The organism is Streptomyces composti (assembly GCF_012034205.1).
Lineage (GTDB): Bacteria > Actinomycetota > Actinomycetes > Streptomycetales > Streptomycetaceae > Streptomyces > Streptomyces composti.
Map to the genome: position 1 here is coordinate 1 of NZ_JAATEM010000051.1, position 17068 is coordinate 17068.

11 protein-coding genes are annotated in these 17068 nt (G+C 65.2%); 6 read left to right on the forward strand and 5 right to left on the reverse strand.

The window, feature by feature from the left end; all coding sequences use genetic code 11:
* Positions 1 to 24: 24 nt before the first annotated feature.
* Positions 25 to 873, forward strand: coding sequence for a hypothetical protein (locus tag HCJ93_RS28390; RefSeq protein ID WP_167998702.1), 849 nt, complete (start codon positions 25 to 27; stop codon positions 871 to 873).
* Between the two features lie 96 nt (positions 874 to 969).
* Here the strand turns inward: HCJ93_RS28390 and HCJ93_RS28395 are convergent, their stop codons facing one another.
* From HCJ93_RS28395 to HCJ93_RS28415, 5 genes are all read right to left on the reverse strand, one after another.
* Complete coding sequence (locus tag HCJ93_RS28395; RefSeq protein ID WP_167998708.1) at positions 970 to 1770, reverse strand: adenine nucleotide alpha hydrolase family protein; 801 nt, start codon at positions 1768 to 1770, stop codon at positions 970 to 972.
* A 196-nt stretch (positions 1771 to 1966) separates the two neighbouring features.
* Entirely contained in the window at positions 1967 to 2614 is a 648-nt protein-coding gene (locus HCJ93_RS28400) for a hypothetical protein (RefSeq protein WP_167998703.1), read from the reverse strand.
* Between the two features lie 70 nt (positions 2615 to 2684).
* Positions 2685 to 3581: a phospholipase D family protein gene (locus tag HCJ93_RS28405; protein WP_309141532.1), complete on the reverse strand. Its 897-nt coding sequence runs from the start codon at positions 3579 to 3581 to the stop codon at positions 2685 to 2687.
* Entirely contained in the window at positions 3578 to 5470 is a 1893-nt protein-coding gene (locus HCJ93_RS28410; RefSeq protein ID WP_309141533.1) for an ATP-binding protein, read from the reverse strand. Before HCJ93_RS28410 ends, HCJ93_RS28405 begins: the two co-directional genes overlap by 4 nt.
* Positions 5467 to 7038, reverse strand: coding sequence for a DEAD/DEAH box helicase (locus tag HCJ93_RS28415; RefSeq protein ID WP_167998705.1), 1572 nt, complete (start codon positions 7036 to 7038; stop codon positions 5467 to 5469). The genes HCJ93_RS28410 and HCJ93_RS28415 overlap by 4 nt, the downstream gene beginning before the upstream one ends.
* A gap of 534 nt (positions 7039 to 7572) precedes the next feature.
* Here HCJ93_RS28415 and HCJ93_RS28420 point away from each other — a divergent pair.
* The 5 genes from HCJ93_RS28420 (at position 7573) to HCJ93_RS28440 (ending at position 16910) form a co-directional block, all read left to right on the forward strand.
* Complete coding sequence (locus HCJ93_RS28420) at positions 7573 to 8724, forward strand: cysteine desulfurase family protein (RefSeq protein ID WP_223283773.1); 1152 nt, start codon at positions 7573 to 7575, stop codon at positions 8722 to 8724.
* A 59-nt stretch (positions 8725 to 8783) separates the two neighbouring features.
* Positions 8784 to 9896, forward strand: coding sequence for a DUF4007 family protein (locus HCJ93_RS28425; protein ID WP_094373001.1), 1113 nt, complete (start codon positions 8784 to 8786; stop codon positions 9894 to 9896).
* On the forward strand, positions 9893 to 13471 hold the full coding sequence (locus HCJ93_RS28430; RefSeq protein ID WP_167998706.1) for an ATP-binding protein: 3579 nt from the start codon (positions 9893 to 9895) through the stop codon (positions 13469 to 13471). Before HCJ93_RS28425 ends, HCJ93_RS28430 begins: the two co-directional genes overlap by 4 nt.
* On the forward strand, positions 13468 to 14301 hold the full coding sequence (locus HCJ93_RS28435) for a phosphoadenosine phosphosulfate reductase family protein (RefSeq protein WP_067135521.1): 834 nt from the start codon (positions 13468 to 13470) through the stop codon (positions 14299 to 14301). Before HCJ93_RS28430 ends, HCJ93_RS28435 begins: the two co-directional genes overlap by 4 nt.
* 293 nt (positions 14302 to 14594) lie before the next feature.
* Positions 14595 to 16910 (forward strand): DUF262 domain-containing protein, encoded by a 2316-nt coding sequence (locus tag HCJ93_RS28440; RefSeq protein ID WP_167998707.1) that lies wholly within the window; start codon positions 14595 to 14597, stop codon positions 16908 to 16910.
* Positions 16911 to 17068: the final 158 nt, after the last annotated feature.

The window sequence follows — 17068 nt, forward strand, 5'->3', positions numbered from 1 at the left end:
AGTGGGACATGAGACGCTCCCTCCATGACCACCACTCACACGGAGGGCGCCTGCCTGCCCTCGTATCGCACCGCGCCCATACTCGCGCTTGCTGCGCCGGAGGACCACATCCGTGAACTGACCGACTGGGTGGAGCATGCCTCGGGCGGTGGGGCAGCCGAGCAAGCCAGTTGGGAGAACGCTTACAGGTGGCTCCGTCTTGCCCAGGGGCTGCGTGCGGTTACCCTCGATATGTCCTACGACGACGGGGGCATGTGTGCGGCCGGCGGCGACTTCGACGTCGTCTGGTCGGAGATGATGGAGGAGTGGCAGCTGCACCTCGTGCGGCTCGGCTATGTTCGGGCGGCGCTCGAAGGATTCGTCAGAGTGCTGTACCCAGACTGCGCGCAGCCTGTTGCCGCCATCGAGAGGGCGGAGCGCCAGTTGTCTCACCGCACCCACGTCTGGCCAGTGCACTCACGCGCGGTCGCTGAGCACCTCACAGGTCACGTACGCAATCAGCCCAGCGACACCGCTGCGTCCGTCGCCTCCGGTGTCGCCGCAGCGATGGCGTTGCACCGGCAGACGGTGCACGGGCTCGCAGGAGTCCCGGCGCCGATCGACGATGTGGATGCGAAGATCCACGCAACTGGTCACGAGGAAATCTGTGCTGCCAGGGAAGCGACCACGGCCGTCATGCTGGGCATACAGGTTCTGCTCGCTGCGGCCCTGGACGAGGGGGGTGTTGTGCTTCTCGATGAGGACAAGTACCTCTTCGACGGCAGGTTGATCCCAGATGGCGCTGACGGCAGTCGGTGGGTGGATGAGGAGATGCCCTACAGCGAATACCTGGCGGTTCTCCACCTTGAGCCTGGCGAGCCGCCGGAGCTCTGACCTAGGGATCCGACCCGACCGGTGGTTCGATCGTTGGTGCGAAGCGAAGGCCGGGGGCGGAAGGATCAGCTTCCGTCCCCGGCCGTATCCCTTGACTCAGGTCATGCACCAGCCGGAGTCGCATGAACCGTCCCCGTCGTCGGCGTCACAGCTCGCCGAGCCGTCTTCAGGGATTGCCTGCGCGAGCGGGCGGCCGTACCGCGTGAGGTAGACGGCATCACGTCCGAGTGCAGCCCGGCGTTCGTTGATCGTCTCTTCCAGCTCCACCGACAGGGCGAACAGCTCGGGTTCGTGTCTGCGCTGGTGCCGCCAAGCGTCGACAGTGCGGAAGGGGCAGAAGAAGCAGGAGCTTTTCGGCGGCACTGGCAGGCTCGCCTCCGTGATGAGGCGCTCACAGTCGGTCCTACGGAGTCCGAGATCGAGAAGCGGATACTCGATGATCTCGTGAGGCTCTCGCCGACGCCGGTTGGCGCGGTGGATCTCGTCGAGGGATATACCGATACCCACCGCAGCCGGATGCTCTGCGGTGGCTCCGTGCTCTCGAAGCCACCGTCCAATCACCTTGATCTTGAAGTCCGCCGTGCAGTTGCGTCGGCCCGGAGCCCCGTTTGCCATACGCACAGGGATTGGGATCGACCTCGTAGCCGGCCGATGCAAACGCTGCATGAGCGTCTCGCTCGTTCCATCACGCCGGCGCCGCCTGAGCTCTTGGACATCGAGGCCCGCCTGGGCGGCGTACGGCATGGCGACCTCACGAACATAGGCGAGTGTTGCCGGGTGTTCGCTGTCATCGCCCACGTTGGCGAAGAGGAAGGTCTCGAAGTCGATCTCCCTACGGGCCGCCAGCACCAGCAGTGCCGTCGATTGCACGCCGCCTCCGTAGGAGACGACCTTCATGGGGTCGGGCTGGCAGGAAGCGGTCTGCGGGACGGAGTCGGTGGGGTTGGCGTCATGGGCTCCGTGGGTGCGCGGCAAGATCGACATGTGAGAGACATTATGGATGGCGTCTGATTAAGGCAAGTGTTTCTCTCACTGCTGTCGGCGAACATCGAGTTCAACGGGGGCGTGGGCTGGCATGGGCCGTGATGATGAGTTATCGCCGGGGCTTGATGGTGACGGAGTATCCCTGGGCCAAAACGGACGCCAGAAACTCAGCTGCGGCGCTGTGGTTATCGCTGGTGAACGTCTGTGCAGCAGGCGGTGGCTGTCGCGGCGGACTTGCCTCCGGGGCGCTCAGCCTTCGGCCACGGGGCTTCTGAGGAGTGCGCTGTCCTGCACGGAGCGCGGCGACTTCGGAGGCCACGACGGTTCGCTGCCGCTGCCGCGCGTCGTCCAGGATCGTTTCAAGGAGCCAGAGCGGCGAGCCGGAGACGAGCAGGTCGGCCTCTGCGATCTTGTGCCGGTTCCGCCACCGAGAGATGGTCTGCGCGTTCTGGCCGAGCACGCGTGCGGCTTCCTGGATACCGACGACGACTGGGAGGTTCTCCTTGTCCTCTGGGTCGTAACCACGGGGGATACGGGCCTTGTAGGTCGCCAGCCGTTCCCGGTCGGCGATGCGGTCGCCTTCGCCGTCGAGGCGCATGGCCGTGCTCAGCAGCCAGTACGGGTTGCCGGATGCGATCAGGTCGGGCTCAGCGAGCGTGCCGGCTGTCCGCCATCTCTGGGATGTCTGCCGCTCAACGTGGAAGAGGAAGGCGATCTCGGCGTGCCCGAGGAGGAACGGGACGCGTACCTCTGCCATGAGACGGCCTTCCCCATCACCCTGTGCTCGTGTTCGTCGGCGGTGTGTTGGCCACGCCGCGGCTGTGATCTTAGGCGTGCTCTATGCCGGGTCGCAGCTCCCACGAGCCCACTTCGGTGTAGTACCGGCCGAAGTGCTGGAGCCAGGCCGCGAGCGTCTCGGCCGTTCTGCGCGCCTGATCTTCTGTGTCCCCCGTCCGCTCGGCGATGGCCCGCTGGAGCTCGATGTTGCTGAGACGCTGTTCTGTGGTCAGCTGACCGAGTTCCGGAATCGCATGCAGACGAGCCTCGACCTCGCTGTTGAAGGCGTCTTCCGGGAGGCCGGCGGGAACATCGAGCATGGCCAGGTCTCGTACGATGCCGGCCTCGACCAGCGAGGTGAATCTCTGTCGCCCGCTGTAAAGGGCGTAGACGTTCGCTGGTCTCCTGGTCTCCGGGAACCAATACGGGGCTGCTTCGTCCTCAGACGGCGGAGTGACGCGCTCGCTTCTCAGGAGTTCTGCCTGCTGCCGTACGAGCGCTGCCGTGTGGGGTGTGGCTGTGGTCGAGCGGGTGTTGATCTGGCCGAGGACGCGCTGAACTTCGGGGTGGTCGATCGGCACCTCTAGCAGGAGTTCCACGTTGGCGTTCGGTACGCGTCCAGTGGCTTTGCCGGTCAGGTTGGCAGAGCCGACCAGACAGCGGCCGTCGGCACGGTAGAGCTTGGCATGGAGGGACGGACACAAGGCAATGGAAATGCGTTCGTCGCTCTGGGCAGCTTCGACGATCTCCGGGTCCGAGACCCCGGCGGCTACCTCCGCCGGGGTCCAGCGCGTGACACACGTGATCCTCTGGACGGAGGAGGGCACCGCCGCGATGATCTCTTCGAAGATCGCCTTCTTGATGAAGGGGGCGATGATGACCACCTCCTCGGCGGCGTCCTCCATCAGGTCCGCGATCTGCTGCCAGACGTGGTCCGGCTGGGTCACTCCTCTTCGCTCCCGTCCTCGATGAATTCACGGGCGTACCGGCCCCAGTCGCTTCTGGCATCCGCGATGACCCGGCGCGCCTTCTTGCTGGGGATCTCGTCCTCCATCCGCGCCCAGGAGAAGATGAGCAGCTTGAAGGTCTCCGTCGCGCGGGCGAGCCGCTGGCGGAGCTCTGCGTCGCTGGCGTCCTCGGGCACGTCCTCAAGAACGGCCATCAGCTTGCTGTGCAGGGGGTGTTCGGTGTTGAAGGACACCTGGAGCATGCCGGCGAGCAGGTCGATGTTGAAGAAGGCGGATGAGTCCTGAGGGCTCGAGATCCAGCGGACGCGCCAGTCGTTCTCCAGGGCCTCGTCGACCAGGGTCTGTGCGGTGTCCTCGTCGACGTGGTGTCGCTCGGTCAGCGCGGTCAGCTGCTCCTGGCGCTTGTCGGCATCCGTCGCCTCCTCGGCGAGGAGGTCGGTCGTACCGGTGTACCCATCTTCCTGTCGGCGCTTGACGGCGTCCGTGGCCTTGGAGGTGACGTCCTGGTCGTACCGCTTCTTGCCCTTCCGGTCGCCCAGCGTCTGCTGCTTTAGCTTCTTGCGCATTTTGCCCAGGAGACCCTTGAGGTACTGGGCGAGGTCGATCAGCGGCAGCCGGGGGTCGCCGAGTTCCCGCAGACGGTCCTTGAACTGCTTGGGTGTCTCGTCGGGGTCCTGTTCGGCCGACCAGTCGAAGTCGGCGAGTGACGAGAACACGACGGCCGTCTGCTTGTTATTGGTGACGCCGAACACCTCGTCGAGCTCGGGCGGGAAGTCCACCTCGACGCCCCACCACCGCTCCACAGGGTCGTAACCGATCGCCCACGAGGTATCGAGGTCGAGCTCGCGGCCCTTTCGGACCAGCGAGACGCCGACATTCCGACGAGCGTGCTTCCCCCACTTCTGGTCACCCGGGGCCCGGTTCGGGTTGGCATCGTCGGGCCACGGATGGCCGGAGACATCGGAACGGCGGGCTTCAGGCCGGGCGATGGAGGCGCGCACCGTTACGGTGTGCTGTGTGCCATCGACCGTGATGGGGTATCGGTAGACCCCGGGCTCCGCCTCGTTGCCCATGGGGAAGGGCTCGAACATGGGGGTGCTGTTGAACGGCGCGGGCGTTCCGGTCTTCTCCATGAGGTACAGAGGGTCGTTGGGTTCGGCGTAGTAGGCGCCGTTGTCCCCTTCGTTGACCTTCTCGATGACCTTCCCGTCGCGAACGGGCGCCATCTTGATGTCCACGGAGCCGTCGTTCAGGTAGTGCCGGTACACGCGTCCGATCAGTTCGGCCGTGTTGCGCAGAGTGGCGCCGGCACTATGCCACTTGACACGGTCCAGGTTCGTCCAGACGACGAGGGTGCCGCTGGTGCCCAGGGGCACCTCGCTCAGGTCGTCCCAGTACTCCGGCACACGACGAGGTACGGGGTCGGGAACCTCATCCCGGCCTTTGGTGATCTCGTCCAGATCAAGGTAGGTGTACAGAGCGTTAGCAGCGCCGTTCTTCCACGACCAGACCTCGACCTTGGTGCACTGGGACATGCTGGAGTTGGGCAGGCCCATGCCGAAGCGGCCGATTCGGCTGCGGTCGTCGCCGAGACCGTCTCCGTACTTCAGAGCGCGGCGCAGGAGTTCGCTGTCCATGCCCTTGCCGTTGTCGAGGACGGCGATCTTGTCCACCCGATACCTGGTCTGGGCGGCACCCTCGATGGGACTCTCGCAGGCGAAGACCTGCACCAGCGTGGCTTCCGCGTCGATGCTGTTGTCGATCAGCTCGGCGAGCGCGTAGGCGGTGTTCTTGTAGCCGCTGTCGCGCATGGCCTTGACGGTCAGCGAAGGGCTGACGATCCGGTAGTTGTTTCCTTCGCCGCTCACGCTGTCTCCCATACATCTTCCCAGTTGGTGAATGCTTCGGCGACATCGCCGAACCCGGGGAGCTCCGGGTCGACGACGGTGACGATCTCGCAGGTTTCGGTTCCGCCGGCCTTGGGGCCGCGGATGACCCGGCCGACCATCTGGCTGTAGAGCACGAGGGACTTGGTCGGCCGGGCGATGACGGCGGCGCTGGCCGCCGGCGCGTCGAAGCCTGTGGTCAGGACTCCGAAATTGCACAGGACCATCGGGCGCCGCGCCGCGCTCTTGAAGCGACGGATGGCGTCGCTTCGGTGCCGCGGAGAGGACTCGCCGGTCACGAACACAGCGTCGAGGCCGGCTGCGGACAGCACGGAGGCGATGAGTCGGCAGTGCTGCACGGATGCCGCGAACACGAGGATGCGGCGGTGCTGCTTCTCAAGCAGCTCCATGATTGTCTGGACAACCTTGAGGTTCCACTGCTCGTCCTTCGCGAGCTCGGCGATGATGCTGTCCGGGATCTCGAACGCTCGCGCCAGGTTCTGCTGATCCCGGGCGGACAGATGCATGCCGGCTTCCGCAGCCACCGTGCGCATGATCGGTTTGGCCAGGTAGCCCTGGTCGATAAGGGCTGTCACGGGGTTCGTGTAGCCCTCGATCTCCAGCATGACCTTCTGCCGGGAGAAGAAGTCGGCCAGTTCTTCGTCCTTGGCGATGTCCGCCCAGGTGCGGCCCGGGGTCGCGGTGAGACCCAGCAGACTGGAGTCGTGGCGTACCGTCAGGTCGTCCACTACGCCCTGAAACGTGGGGGCGATGATCTGATGTGCCTCGTCGAACACGGTCAGAGTGGTGCGGGCGGCCAGGGTGCGCAGGAACTGTGGGTCCGACTTGGCGGTTGAGACGGCCTTCTCCAGCCCGAGGACGACCAGCCCATCGGTCACGCCCGCAAGGTCAGGGGAAGCGCTGCCCCACACACGGAGAACCGGCAGGGGACGGTCGCCGACCTTGCTCCAGGCGCGCTCGAACTCGGCCGCGGCCTGCTCCAGCAGTTCCTGCCCGTGGGCCAGCCACACCACCAGGGTCGGTCCGTACTGTCGCAGGTGGTCGCAGATCATGCTCATGCCGGTCCGTGTCTTGCCAACGCCCGTCGGCAGGTGCAGCACGGCCCGGCGGGGGCCGTCGTACAGCAGCTCCTTGGTCCGGCGCGCCGCGCGGAGCTGATGGGGGAATAGGGCGTAGTCGGGTGCTGTCTCCCGTTTGTAGGCGGGGACTTGAGGCTGTGCGCGCTCTACCGTGAAGCCGAGGAATTCCAGAAGTTCCCGGCGTTCGTCAGGCGTCCACTTCAACGTGTGCAGGTAGTGCAGCGGTTGCTCGTCGCCCAGCGACCCGAGTCGTTGGGCCAGTTCCGCCTGCTTGGGACCGGGAACGAGGCCGAGCAGTACGGCGCGCTCGTCCTCGTCTGCCACCAGGAGCTCGGCGTCGATCGCGATCGCGGCGATGGCTCGCAATCGCTCATCACCCGCCGTGCCTCCTTCGATGAGGTCAAGGAGGCCGCACAGCTCCTTGCCGAGGTGCCGGCGGATGTAGTCCATGGGAGCGTTTGCCAGGACTGCCTCGAAGGGTATTCCCGGTGACCAAGTCGTCACAGCCTCACCTGACCGATGCGGCTGACGGCAAGCCGTGAGCCGCCCGCACAGGACCAACCAGCATCGTGAAGTTCCTCCCCCAGCTCAACGCACACCAAGCAGCGCTTCAACGTGCAGATACTGCGACGTTGCAGCGTTCGGACCACCCTAATCGGGGCCACTGACAACAGGAGCAGCATCAGGCTAAAAGCCCAGCCAGGGAGGGTATTTGGCCGTGCAGCCGCCCGTCTTCCCGCCCGCAACCCGGATCTTTCGGCATGCGGCTTGCCTGTGAGCGCGAGATATAGAACATTCATTCGGTAAATGGCTTGCGACACCACGCGTTCGAGTGATTCAAAGAGTGGATCTCGGCTCGCGACTAGGATCACGGCGCTGCTGGTGGAACCCCGGATGCGGGGTGAGGCTTCCCCCAGCAGTACATTGGTGTGCGACACGAGCGAGGTGGGGTGGCAGATGATGAACGGGCCAAATGGGGCGAGTATGTCCTATTTTGACTACAACGCCACCGCTCCGATCCGGCCTGAGGCTCTCGCAGCCGTCGTCGAGGCCATGCAATCGGTCGGCAACGCTTCAAGCATGCACCAACCGGGCCGGCAGGCGGCTCATCGGGTCGATGTCGCCCGTCGGCAGCTAGCCGATCTTCTTGGCTGCTCGCCCGGCGAGATCATCTTTACCTCCGGGGCGACCGAGGCGAACAATCTCGCCCTCCGGGCCGCGTTCTGTGCTGGAAGCCCCTTGGTCACAAGCCCCGTTGAGCATCCGGCTGTCCTTGAGACGGCCCGCGCGGTCACCGCCGAGAGCCCCGAAGATCTTGTACTTCTGCCGGTCGACGGCGACGGCCTGGTGGATCTCGGCGCCCTCGATCAGGTCTTCGCTGCGCGTTCCGGTGGAGTGGTTTCCCTGATGGCGGCGAACAATGAGACCGGCGTCCTCACCGATCTCCGCGCCGCGGCCAAGGCAGCCCGTGAAGCCGGCGCGCTCGTCCACACGGACGCCACGCAGCTCGTCGGCCGCCTCCCGGTGGATGTCGCTGAGCTCGACGTCGACCTTTTGTCACTGTCTGCCCATAAGTTTGGCGGACCACAGGGAGTCGGTGCCCTGTATGTGCGCCGTGGGTCGCCGCTCCCGCACCGGCCGCTCCTTGTGGGCGGCGGACAGGAGCGGGGCTGGCGCGCGGGCACCCTGAACGTGGCAGGGATCATCGGCATGGGAGCAGCGGCCGAGGCCGCGGCGCGCGGCCTCGGTGAGGAGGCCGAGCGGGTCGCAGCCCTGCGTGACCGCCTCGAAGACCTTGTCACCGGCGCTCTGCCTGATTGCCGTATCAACGGCCGGCGCGATCAGCGCCTGCCGGGCGTGACGAGTATTACTTTTCCGGGGGTGCCTGCGGACGCGGTCCTGGCTGCCATGCCCGACGTCGCTGCCTCGGAGGGCAGCGCCTGCGCGTCCGGCGCTCCGACGCCGAGCCACGTGCTCCTGGCGATGGGGCTGTCCCGCGCGGATGCCGACAGCACGATCCGCTTCTCGCTGGGCTACGCCACCACGGATGCCGAGATCGATCACGCCGCGCGAGCCATCAAACGCGCTGTGTCGCAGGTTCGGGCCGCGCTGGCCGAAGCCGACGGTCCACGCTGACCGTTACCCCGTTTACCAACCTCGTTAGAACGATCGCATTGGACACAGAGAGGCCCCGGATGTCAGACAGCCGGCTTGGGGAAGCCGCCCTTTATTCCTTCGCGCGACACGAAACGTTCGCGCCCCGCTTCGGCTGGCTGCACAAGGCATACATGCAGGTCAAACGCGATCAGGGTGCGTTCCTCGCGGCTGATGCCCCGGTGCGGTTCGGCGTGGGCAAGAACATGGTCAACGCCATGCGCTACTGGTCGCGCGCGTTCAAGCTGACTCGTGAGTGCAATCCGACGAAGGGCACACAGGCCAAGTTTTCTTACCCCACCTGGGAAGCACGCTGGCTCCTGGACGAGGACGGAGCGGACCCGTATCTGGAGGAGAACGGCAGCTTGTGGCTGTTGCACTGGTGGTTGGTGTCGTCCCGTCCCGGGGCGAAGAGCCACGCGCCGGCCTGGTACACGGCCTTCCACCTCGCGCCGTTCTCCCGGTTCACGGTCGCGGACATGACGCAGGTGGTTACCCGGCATGTGAACTTTTCCTACGACAAGAGCCCGGAGGAGGCGTCGATCGTCAAGGACATCGAGTGCCTCACCAAGATGTACGCGCGTAGCGCCCCGGAGAAGGCGGGTTCGCCGGGCAGTTACGAGGACCTGCTCGCATGCCCGTTCCGCGACCTTGACCTGCTGACCTTTGTCGGGACGCGCGGAAATGCCGAGTGGCAGTTCACCAGCGGGCACCGCACCTCGTTGCCTGCCCGGGTCCTGGCCTATGCCTGTCTCGACTACGCCGCCAAGTTCTCCCGCAAGGCCAACTCGATCTCTGTGGCCCGGCTCGCCAACGAGCCGGGCTCCCCGGGGCGTGCCTTCCGCGTCCGGGAGAACGAGATCGTCACGGCGCTGCAGAAGGTCGCCGCGGATCACCCGCAGCTCGACCTGACCGAGGCCGTGGGGCAGCGCAGCCTCGCCTTCTCGGCAGACCCCTTCGATCTGGCGTGGGAAGTGCTCGACGAGCAATACGACTTCGTCACCCGCCGTCCCGGCTTCCCCACCCGCGAGGAGTGGGCCGCCACGTTCCCCAAGCTCGCCGAGGCCGAGCAGAAGGAACTCGCCACGAAGGCCACGGACGCCACAGACACGGACGACACCACCGACACACTCTTTGCTAAGGAGACCGCGTGACCACCGCAACCTCCACGCGGACCCCGAGTAGCCCGTCGAGCTCCGCTCCGCAGTTCCCCGCCGGCATCGAACTCGTCGGCTCCCAGATGCGCTCGACCAACCTCGAGCGCGACGTCGAGGACGCGCTGCACGATCCCTACGTCGGCGCGCGGGCCGTGGACGTCCTGGAACGCATCGCGAGTGCACTGGCCGATCAGCGCCGCACCCGAGCCTGGTCGTTCACCGGCCCCTACGGCTCCGGCAAGTCCACCCTGTCCAACATCATCGACGCGCTGCTGGGGCGGGATGCCAAGCGCCGCAGCGAGGCCGAGCGCATCCTCGAAGAGGCTAGCCCCGCCCTCGCTCAGCGCCTTGCCGCAGCCCGCGATGCCATCGCCCCCGAGGGATTCCTCGGCGGCGTGGCCACCGCGCGCCGCGAATCCGTCGTCGCCACCCTCTCCCGCGCCCTGCACACAGCGGCGGCGCGACGCTGGGGCAAGCGCGTCCCGAAGGCCATCTCCACCGCCCTAGAGGCGTGCGCCGACTCGGACCGGGCCGGGGCCAAGGAGATTCTCGGCGCCGTCACGGCTCTGACGGCGGACGGACAGCAGCCTCTGCTCATCGTCATCGACGAGTTCGGCAAGACGCTGGAACACCTTGCCAGCCACAACGAGTTCGCCGACGCCCAGCACGACTTGTTCCTACTGCAGGAACTCGCGGAGAGGGCGGCCGGCCCCAACGGGCTGCCCGTCTACCTGATGACCTTGCAGCACCTGTCGTTCATGGACTACGCCTCACGGTCCAGCGAACTCAAGACCCGCGAATGGGCCAAGATTCAGGGACGCTTCGAGGACATCACCTTCGTTCCCCACCACGGCGACTCCCTGCACCTGCTGCGCCGCCGCCTCGACCGCTCGGCAGTCGACTCTGCGGGGCAGGCTCTGATTAACGCCTCCGCCGAGGCATCCGCGGATCTCTGGACCCAGCACGGTCTCGGCGTTCTCGCCGAACTCGGCTCCGACCACTTTGCCGACCTCTACCCGCTGCACCCCATCACGGCCCTGGCTGCGCCGATCCTTGCCGCCCAGATCGGCCAGCACGACCGCAGCCTGTCGGGTTTCCTCAACAGCGGGGAGCCCAATACGGTCCGCCACTCGCTGGCCCAGCACAGCGACCAGAACGCAGAGCACGCCAGCACGGTGCGGCTGCCGCAGCTGTACGACTACTTCCTCAACTCCGGGCGCACGACCCTGCTTGCTTCCGCCAACGCAAGCCGGTGGATCGAGGTCGACTCACGGATTCGGGACGCCAACGGCCTCCCGGATGCCGACCAGGACGTACTGAAGACCATTGGCGTCCTCAACCTGATCGACTCCGATGGGGCCCTCAGCGCCACCGCGCCGATGATCCACTTCGCCCTCCACGACCCCACCGAGGTCGCTGATCCCGCCGCCTTCTCGGCACTCGAAGAGCGGCTTGCCGACCTCGTCCGCCGGGGCTTCGTGGTTTACCGCGAGTTCAGCGGCGAATACCGAGTCTGGCAAGGAACCGACGTCGACATCGACGGTCGGCTCAAGGACATCATTAGCCACTTCGACGACGCTGCGGTCATCGACCGGCTCGGCAGTCTCATTCCCCAGGCTTTCGTGGCCAGCCGCCACAGCCAGATCACCGGCATGATGCGCGTGTTCTACACCGCGGTCAGTGGCCCGGAGACCAAGACCGTCGCTGCCCCGGACGAGCTGAGGGAGCCCGCCGACGGCCTCGTCGTCTTCCACCTCGGTACCGATGCCGACCGGCCCACCGTGCACTCGCCCCTGCCGGTTCTCGTCGGTACTACCGCCGACTCCGACGTGGTGCTGACCACGGCCACCTACCTCGTCGCGTTGAAGGAACTCAGCAACCAGCAGGACATCGACCACGTCGCCCGACGCGAAGTCATGGAGCGCCTCGTGCAGGCCGAGGCCGAACTGCTGGAGCTGCTGCAGGACGCCTTCTACCCGCCCTCCTCCCAAGCGTCCTGGAGCCTGTGGCACACCGGGATCGCCCCTGGCGAAGAACCCGCCGCATCCGGCCTGACGGCCCGGAGTCTGAGCGGCCTAGTCTCCCTCGCCTGCGAATCGGTGTACCCGCACACCCCGCACATCCGCAACGAGATGCTCGGCCGGCACGTCCTGACGAGCCAGGCCGCCCAGGCCCGCGGCATACTGCTAACGGCCATGCTCTCTGCCTCGGGCAAGGAGAACCTCGGCCTCACCGGGTACAAAGCCGAACGAGCCATCTATCACGGTGTTCTGGCCTACCTCGGCCTGCATCGCGAGAACGGAGAGGCGCAGGCCGAGAGCCAACACGAAAGCCTGCTGCCGTACGGCTTCTCCCCACCCGGTGAGGGCCACGAGCACGCCCAGCCCGCCTGGAATGCCCTCAATGAGGTACTGACCGGTGCCACCGAGCGGGTCAGCATGGAAGAGGTCATCCGTGTCCTGATGAGCCCCCCCTTCGGGCTCAAGGCCGGCGTTGTCCCGGTCTTCCTGGTTCCGGCCCTGATCATCCGCCGGCACGACGTCGCCCTGTTCGAGGAAGGCACCTACCTCCCCCGGCTGACCATTGACGCCGTCGAGCGCCTCGTCAAGGGCCCAGGACGCTTCTCGGTGAAGTACACGCCAGCCGGAGACGGCCAGCGGGGCAGCATCATCAAGAAGCTGATGGTTTCTCTCGGTGTAGAAGCACCACGCTCCAAGGCTCTACGCAACCCCGACCTCCTCGCCGTCGCCAGTGCGCTGATCACGCGGGTGGCCGACCTCAACAAGTACGCCCGCACCACCAAGAACATCTCCGCCGATGCCCGCGCCGTGCGCACCGCCATCGCCAAGGCGGTGGACCCCGATGAGCTGGTCTTCCACGCGCTGCCCAAGGCCCTTGGGCTCCCCGAGGTTCCAGCACGCACACGGGCCAGCGCTGAGGCGGCGAACACCTACGTCGAACGCCTCACCGCGGCCGCCGACGAACTCGTCGCCATCGAAAATAAGCTCCGCGCAGAGGTCATCCGCGTCCTTGCCCAGGAGTTCCGCCTGCCGGCCGAGCTGTCCAAGCTGCGCACTCAGCTGGCAGCCCGGTTGCGAGGCTTCGCAGACGCCGTGCTGACACCAGAACTGCGGGGCTTCGTCGACTTCGTCCTCAGCGACAGCCTCGAAGACGACGACTGGCTGGAACCCATCGTCGTGCGTCTGACCAACTCCGCCCTCGGAGACTGGGACGATCACGAAGCCAAGGTCTTCCCCCAGAAGGCCCGGGCGATGGCCGCAGCTCTCGACCGCGTCGGACATCTGCACCACGCCGGACGCGAAGTCCGGAGCCGGGAAGAGAAACTCGACGCCCAGTTGTTGACCTTGACGGACAGCGCAGGCGTGGAGCAGCGCACGCTGATCTACGTACCCGAGCAGGCACGCGGCGAGGCCGACACGCTCGCTGCGGACGTCCTGAAGCGAGCGGAGAAGGCACTCGGGCCGGACGGTGCACGGATCCTTCTCGCTGCCCTCGCCCAGCGCGTTACCGAAGCCGCGACAGCGGCGAGTGAAAGGAAGGCACAGGGATGACCGACGAAGCCGACACCAAGAAGGTCCGGCACGTGCTCGGCATCTCCGGTGGCAAGGACTCGTCTGCGCTCGCCGTCTACATGCGCGACCGAGTTCCGGAGATGGAGTACTTCTTCTGCGACACCGGCGCCGAGCTGCCAGAGACGTACGAGTACCTGAACCGGCTTGAGGCCGCGCTGGGCAAGTCGATCGTGCGACTTAACGCCGACCGCGACTTCGACCACTGGATGGAGGTCTACCAGGGCACCCTGCCTAGCCCGCAGATGCGCTGGTGCACCAAAAATCTCAAGATCAAGCCTCTGGAGGACTGGGTCGGTGACGACAAGGTCATCTCCTATGTCGCCATCCGCGCCGACGAGAACCGCCTGGGCTACGTCAGCACCAAGCCGAACATCGAGGCCGTCTTCCCCTTCCGAGAGGATGGCATCGACAAGGACGGCGTGATGCGGATCCTTGAAGAGGCCGGCATCGGCCTACCCGGCTACTACGAGTGGCGCACGCGCTCCGGCTGCTACTTCTGCTTCTTCCAGCGCAAGCACGAGTGGGTCGGCCTCAAGGAGCGTCACCCCGACCTCTTCGACCGCGCCGTCGAGTACGAAGAGAAGGTCCGCTACCGGCACACCGCCATGAAGGGCCGCAACTACACCTGGTCACAGGGCGAGTCGCTGCCGGAGCTCATAGAGCGCAAGGAGGAGATCGAGGCCAAGCACCGGGCGGCCCTGGAGCGCGCGGCCAAGCGCATCAAGCCCAACAGGCCCCTCCTGGAGGTACTCTCCGACGCGCTCGACTCCGACGACGACGAGGCCGGCTGCTCCGTCTGCCACCTCTGACGCGCAAGCGCAAGGACGGCGTGGCCGATGCATAACGGCCACGCCGCCCTTTTGCCAGAGCCTCCGAGGACGCTCTCCCGTGAGATGGCTTTCGGCGCATCCTGGCCCCCATGCTGCACGCAGGCCCGTGGTGGGCAAGGGCGAGCGTATGAAGCGGGGGTGACGAATCGTCATGTATTGGGGCAGAGATCGCGTCGGATTGGTCCCTCCGTGCCGCTGTGCTGGCCTCATGTGCGACCATGAAGGGCAGCTCACTGACGGCCACCGGGTAGTAACGGGGAGAAACAAAGGGCATGGAGACTAAAGAGATCTTCGATGCGGCACCTCTTTCAGTTTCTCAGTTCCTGAGTGAGACCGGTCAAGGTCTCTATATCCCTCCGTACCAGCGGGCGTATAGCTGGGAGCTGCCGAAAATCCGGCGCTTGCTCAGTGATGTCGCACACGGCCTTGATCAGCTCGCTGAGTTCGAAGACTCGATCTGCTTCCTCGGCACTGTCATTGCCCTCCGGGATATCAACTACACGACCGTCGAGCCGAAATATCGGTCGCAAGTTCCTTCCAAGGTGATGACTATCATCGACGGTCAGCAGAGGATGACCACCCTTCTCCTATTGACGACCGTTTTGCATGAGGAGATTCGTGTCCGGGCGGAGAAGCTCACGCGCGACGATGAACCGTCGGTCTGGTGCTATAACCAGGCGCTCGATGTGACGGGTCGCTTGTCAAATTGCTTCGAAGAGGACATGCGTTATGGGGAGCACCGTTACTACCCGCGACTGATTCGCTCGTACTACGACGTGTGGTCTCGCAACAAGGGTGAAGCCCGCTACCGCTCACCCATCGGTTACTACCTCGAGTCCTACGGTGCGTACGCCCGAGACGCGGATGCTGTCAAACCCTACCGGCACGTGCCGATCGATCCAGACAAAACTGACGGCGTGGACTTGGAAGCCTATCGGCACTTGGACCGTATGCGCGACCAGATGAGGTCGATGCTGCGCAAGGCGGTAGGGGCAGGCGTCAAGCGCGAGGACGACATCCAACTGCCCACCGGAACCGACATAGGGCAGTCGCAGAACCTCCAATTCGCCCTCTTCAACAGCGAGTTTCCTCCATCGGTCGTGGAAAAGTTGGAGGACGATGCCAAGATGACGCCGCTGACGCGGCTCATCGTCTTCGCGAACTACCTCCTGCATCGCGTTACGGTGGCTGTCGTAACAGCCAAGCGGGAAGACTATGGCTTTGACATGTTCGAGGCCCTCAACACCACGGGACAGCCACTCACGGCAATCGAGACGTTCAAGCCCCGGGCCATCAAGGAAGAGGGTTTGGATGAGTGGCAGGAGTCCGAGTCGAAGTTCCATTTCGATGTGGTCGAAGCGTACCTTGATCGAGAGGGGAGTTCCTCGGCTGACAAGCGTCAGACTGTCACTAGCAGTGTTCTGCTTCCCTTCGCGATGTTTCAGGATGGGACCAAGCTCACAAAGCGTCTCAACGATCAACGACGCTACCTGCGCACGGTCTTCGACAAGGACCCCGACATCGTGGCTCGTCGCAAGGTTCTCGCGGGCCTTGCCCAGGTAGCTCGTTTCTATGAGGGCCCCTGGGGCAGTCCCACGAAGGTTCCCAGCTGTGACGACGCCACCCTGCGGACGCAAGCGGGGATCGCCCTCGCAGCGCTGCGGGAAGGCGGACACGACATTGTTGTCGGGTTGTTGACTCGGTATTTTGCCGCACACCGCTTGTCTTCGCCAGAAACTGTGGAGTCTTCGGCTCGACAGTTTCTGCTTGCCGCCCGGTCGTGCGCTGCCTTTTACGCGCTCTGGCGGGGAAGCTTTGGAAGCACCGCAGGAATCGACGGCGTTTACCGATCTCTCATGACCCACGTCGTAGAGGAAGGCATGCCGCGGTTCGCGCGATTCGAGCGGGATCTCACAGAAGTCCCGCCGGTCGAAGCATTGCAGTCCTATCTGAAGGAGCAGCTTCGCAGCGAAGGTATTTACGACAAGCAGCAATGGGTGGCACGGGCAGCCATGACACCCGTGTACCAGCACTCGAAGCCGCTGACCCGTCTCCTCCTTCTCGCGGCGTCCCAGAACTCGACTCCGGACAGTGCGACTCCAGGACTTGTCGTTCGTGGAAAGAGCGGGCTCCTTGAGACACTTGAACTTGACCGCTGGAATGACGAGGCGTTCGCCACCATCGAACACGTAGCTCCTCAGGCGCCAAGCAGTAACGGTAGCTGGAACGCGGACCTGTATGAGGATCCCGAGCTCATCAACAGGATCGGAAATCTGACGCTTCTTCCGGCGGTCGAGAACGCCTCGGCGAGTAACCGGGCTTGGCACCTGAAGCGCCTCATGTTCCGAGCCCTCTCCGCGGCCACGGTTGAGGAAGCGGAGAAGACGCTGGCCGACGCGGAGGCGCAGGGGCTGAGGCTGGGTAGTGGAGCCGGAGAGATCGTCCGCCAGGCCCGCTACCTGCCTCTCGTTGCTGCACTTGCCCAGCGAGAGGAAGAGTGGACGGCCGAGTTCGTGGAGGCCCGCTCTCAGAGGCTGTGCAGTCTTGCCTGGGACGCGCTGACTCCATGGCTGGGATTCGAGCCGTAATCGACGCATAAAGGCCGGACTCGAGCGATGGCCTGATCCCACATCCTTCTGCCTAGAGGGCAGGCTAGTTCTCTACAGGAGATGCCGGGGCCTTTTGGGAAGGCCCCGGCAAGGCAATGAGTTCGCCCTAACGAGCTCGTGCACGGTAAGCGGTGAGG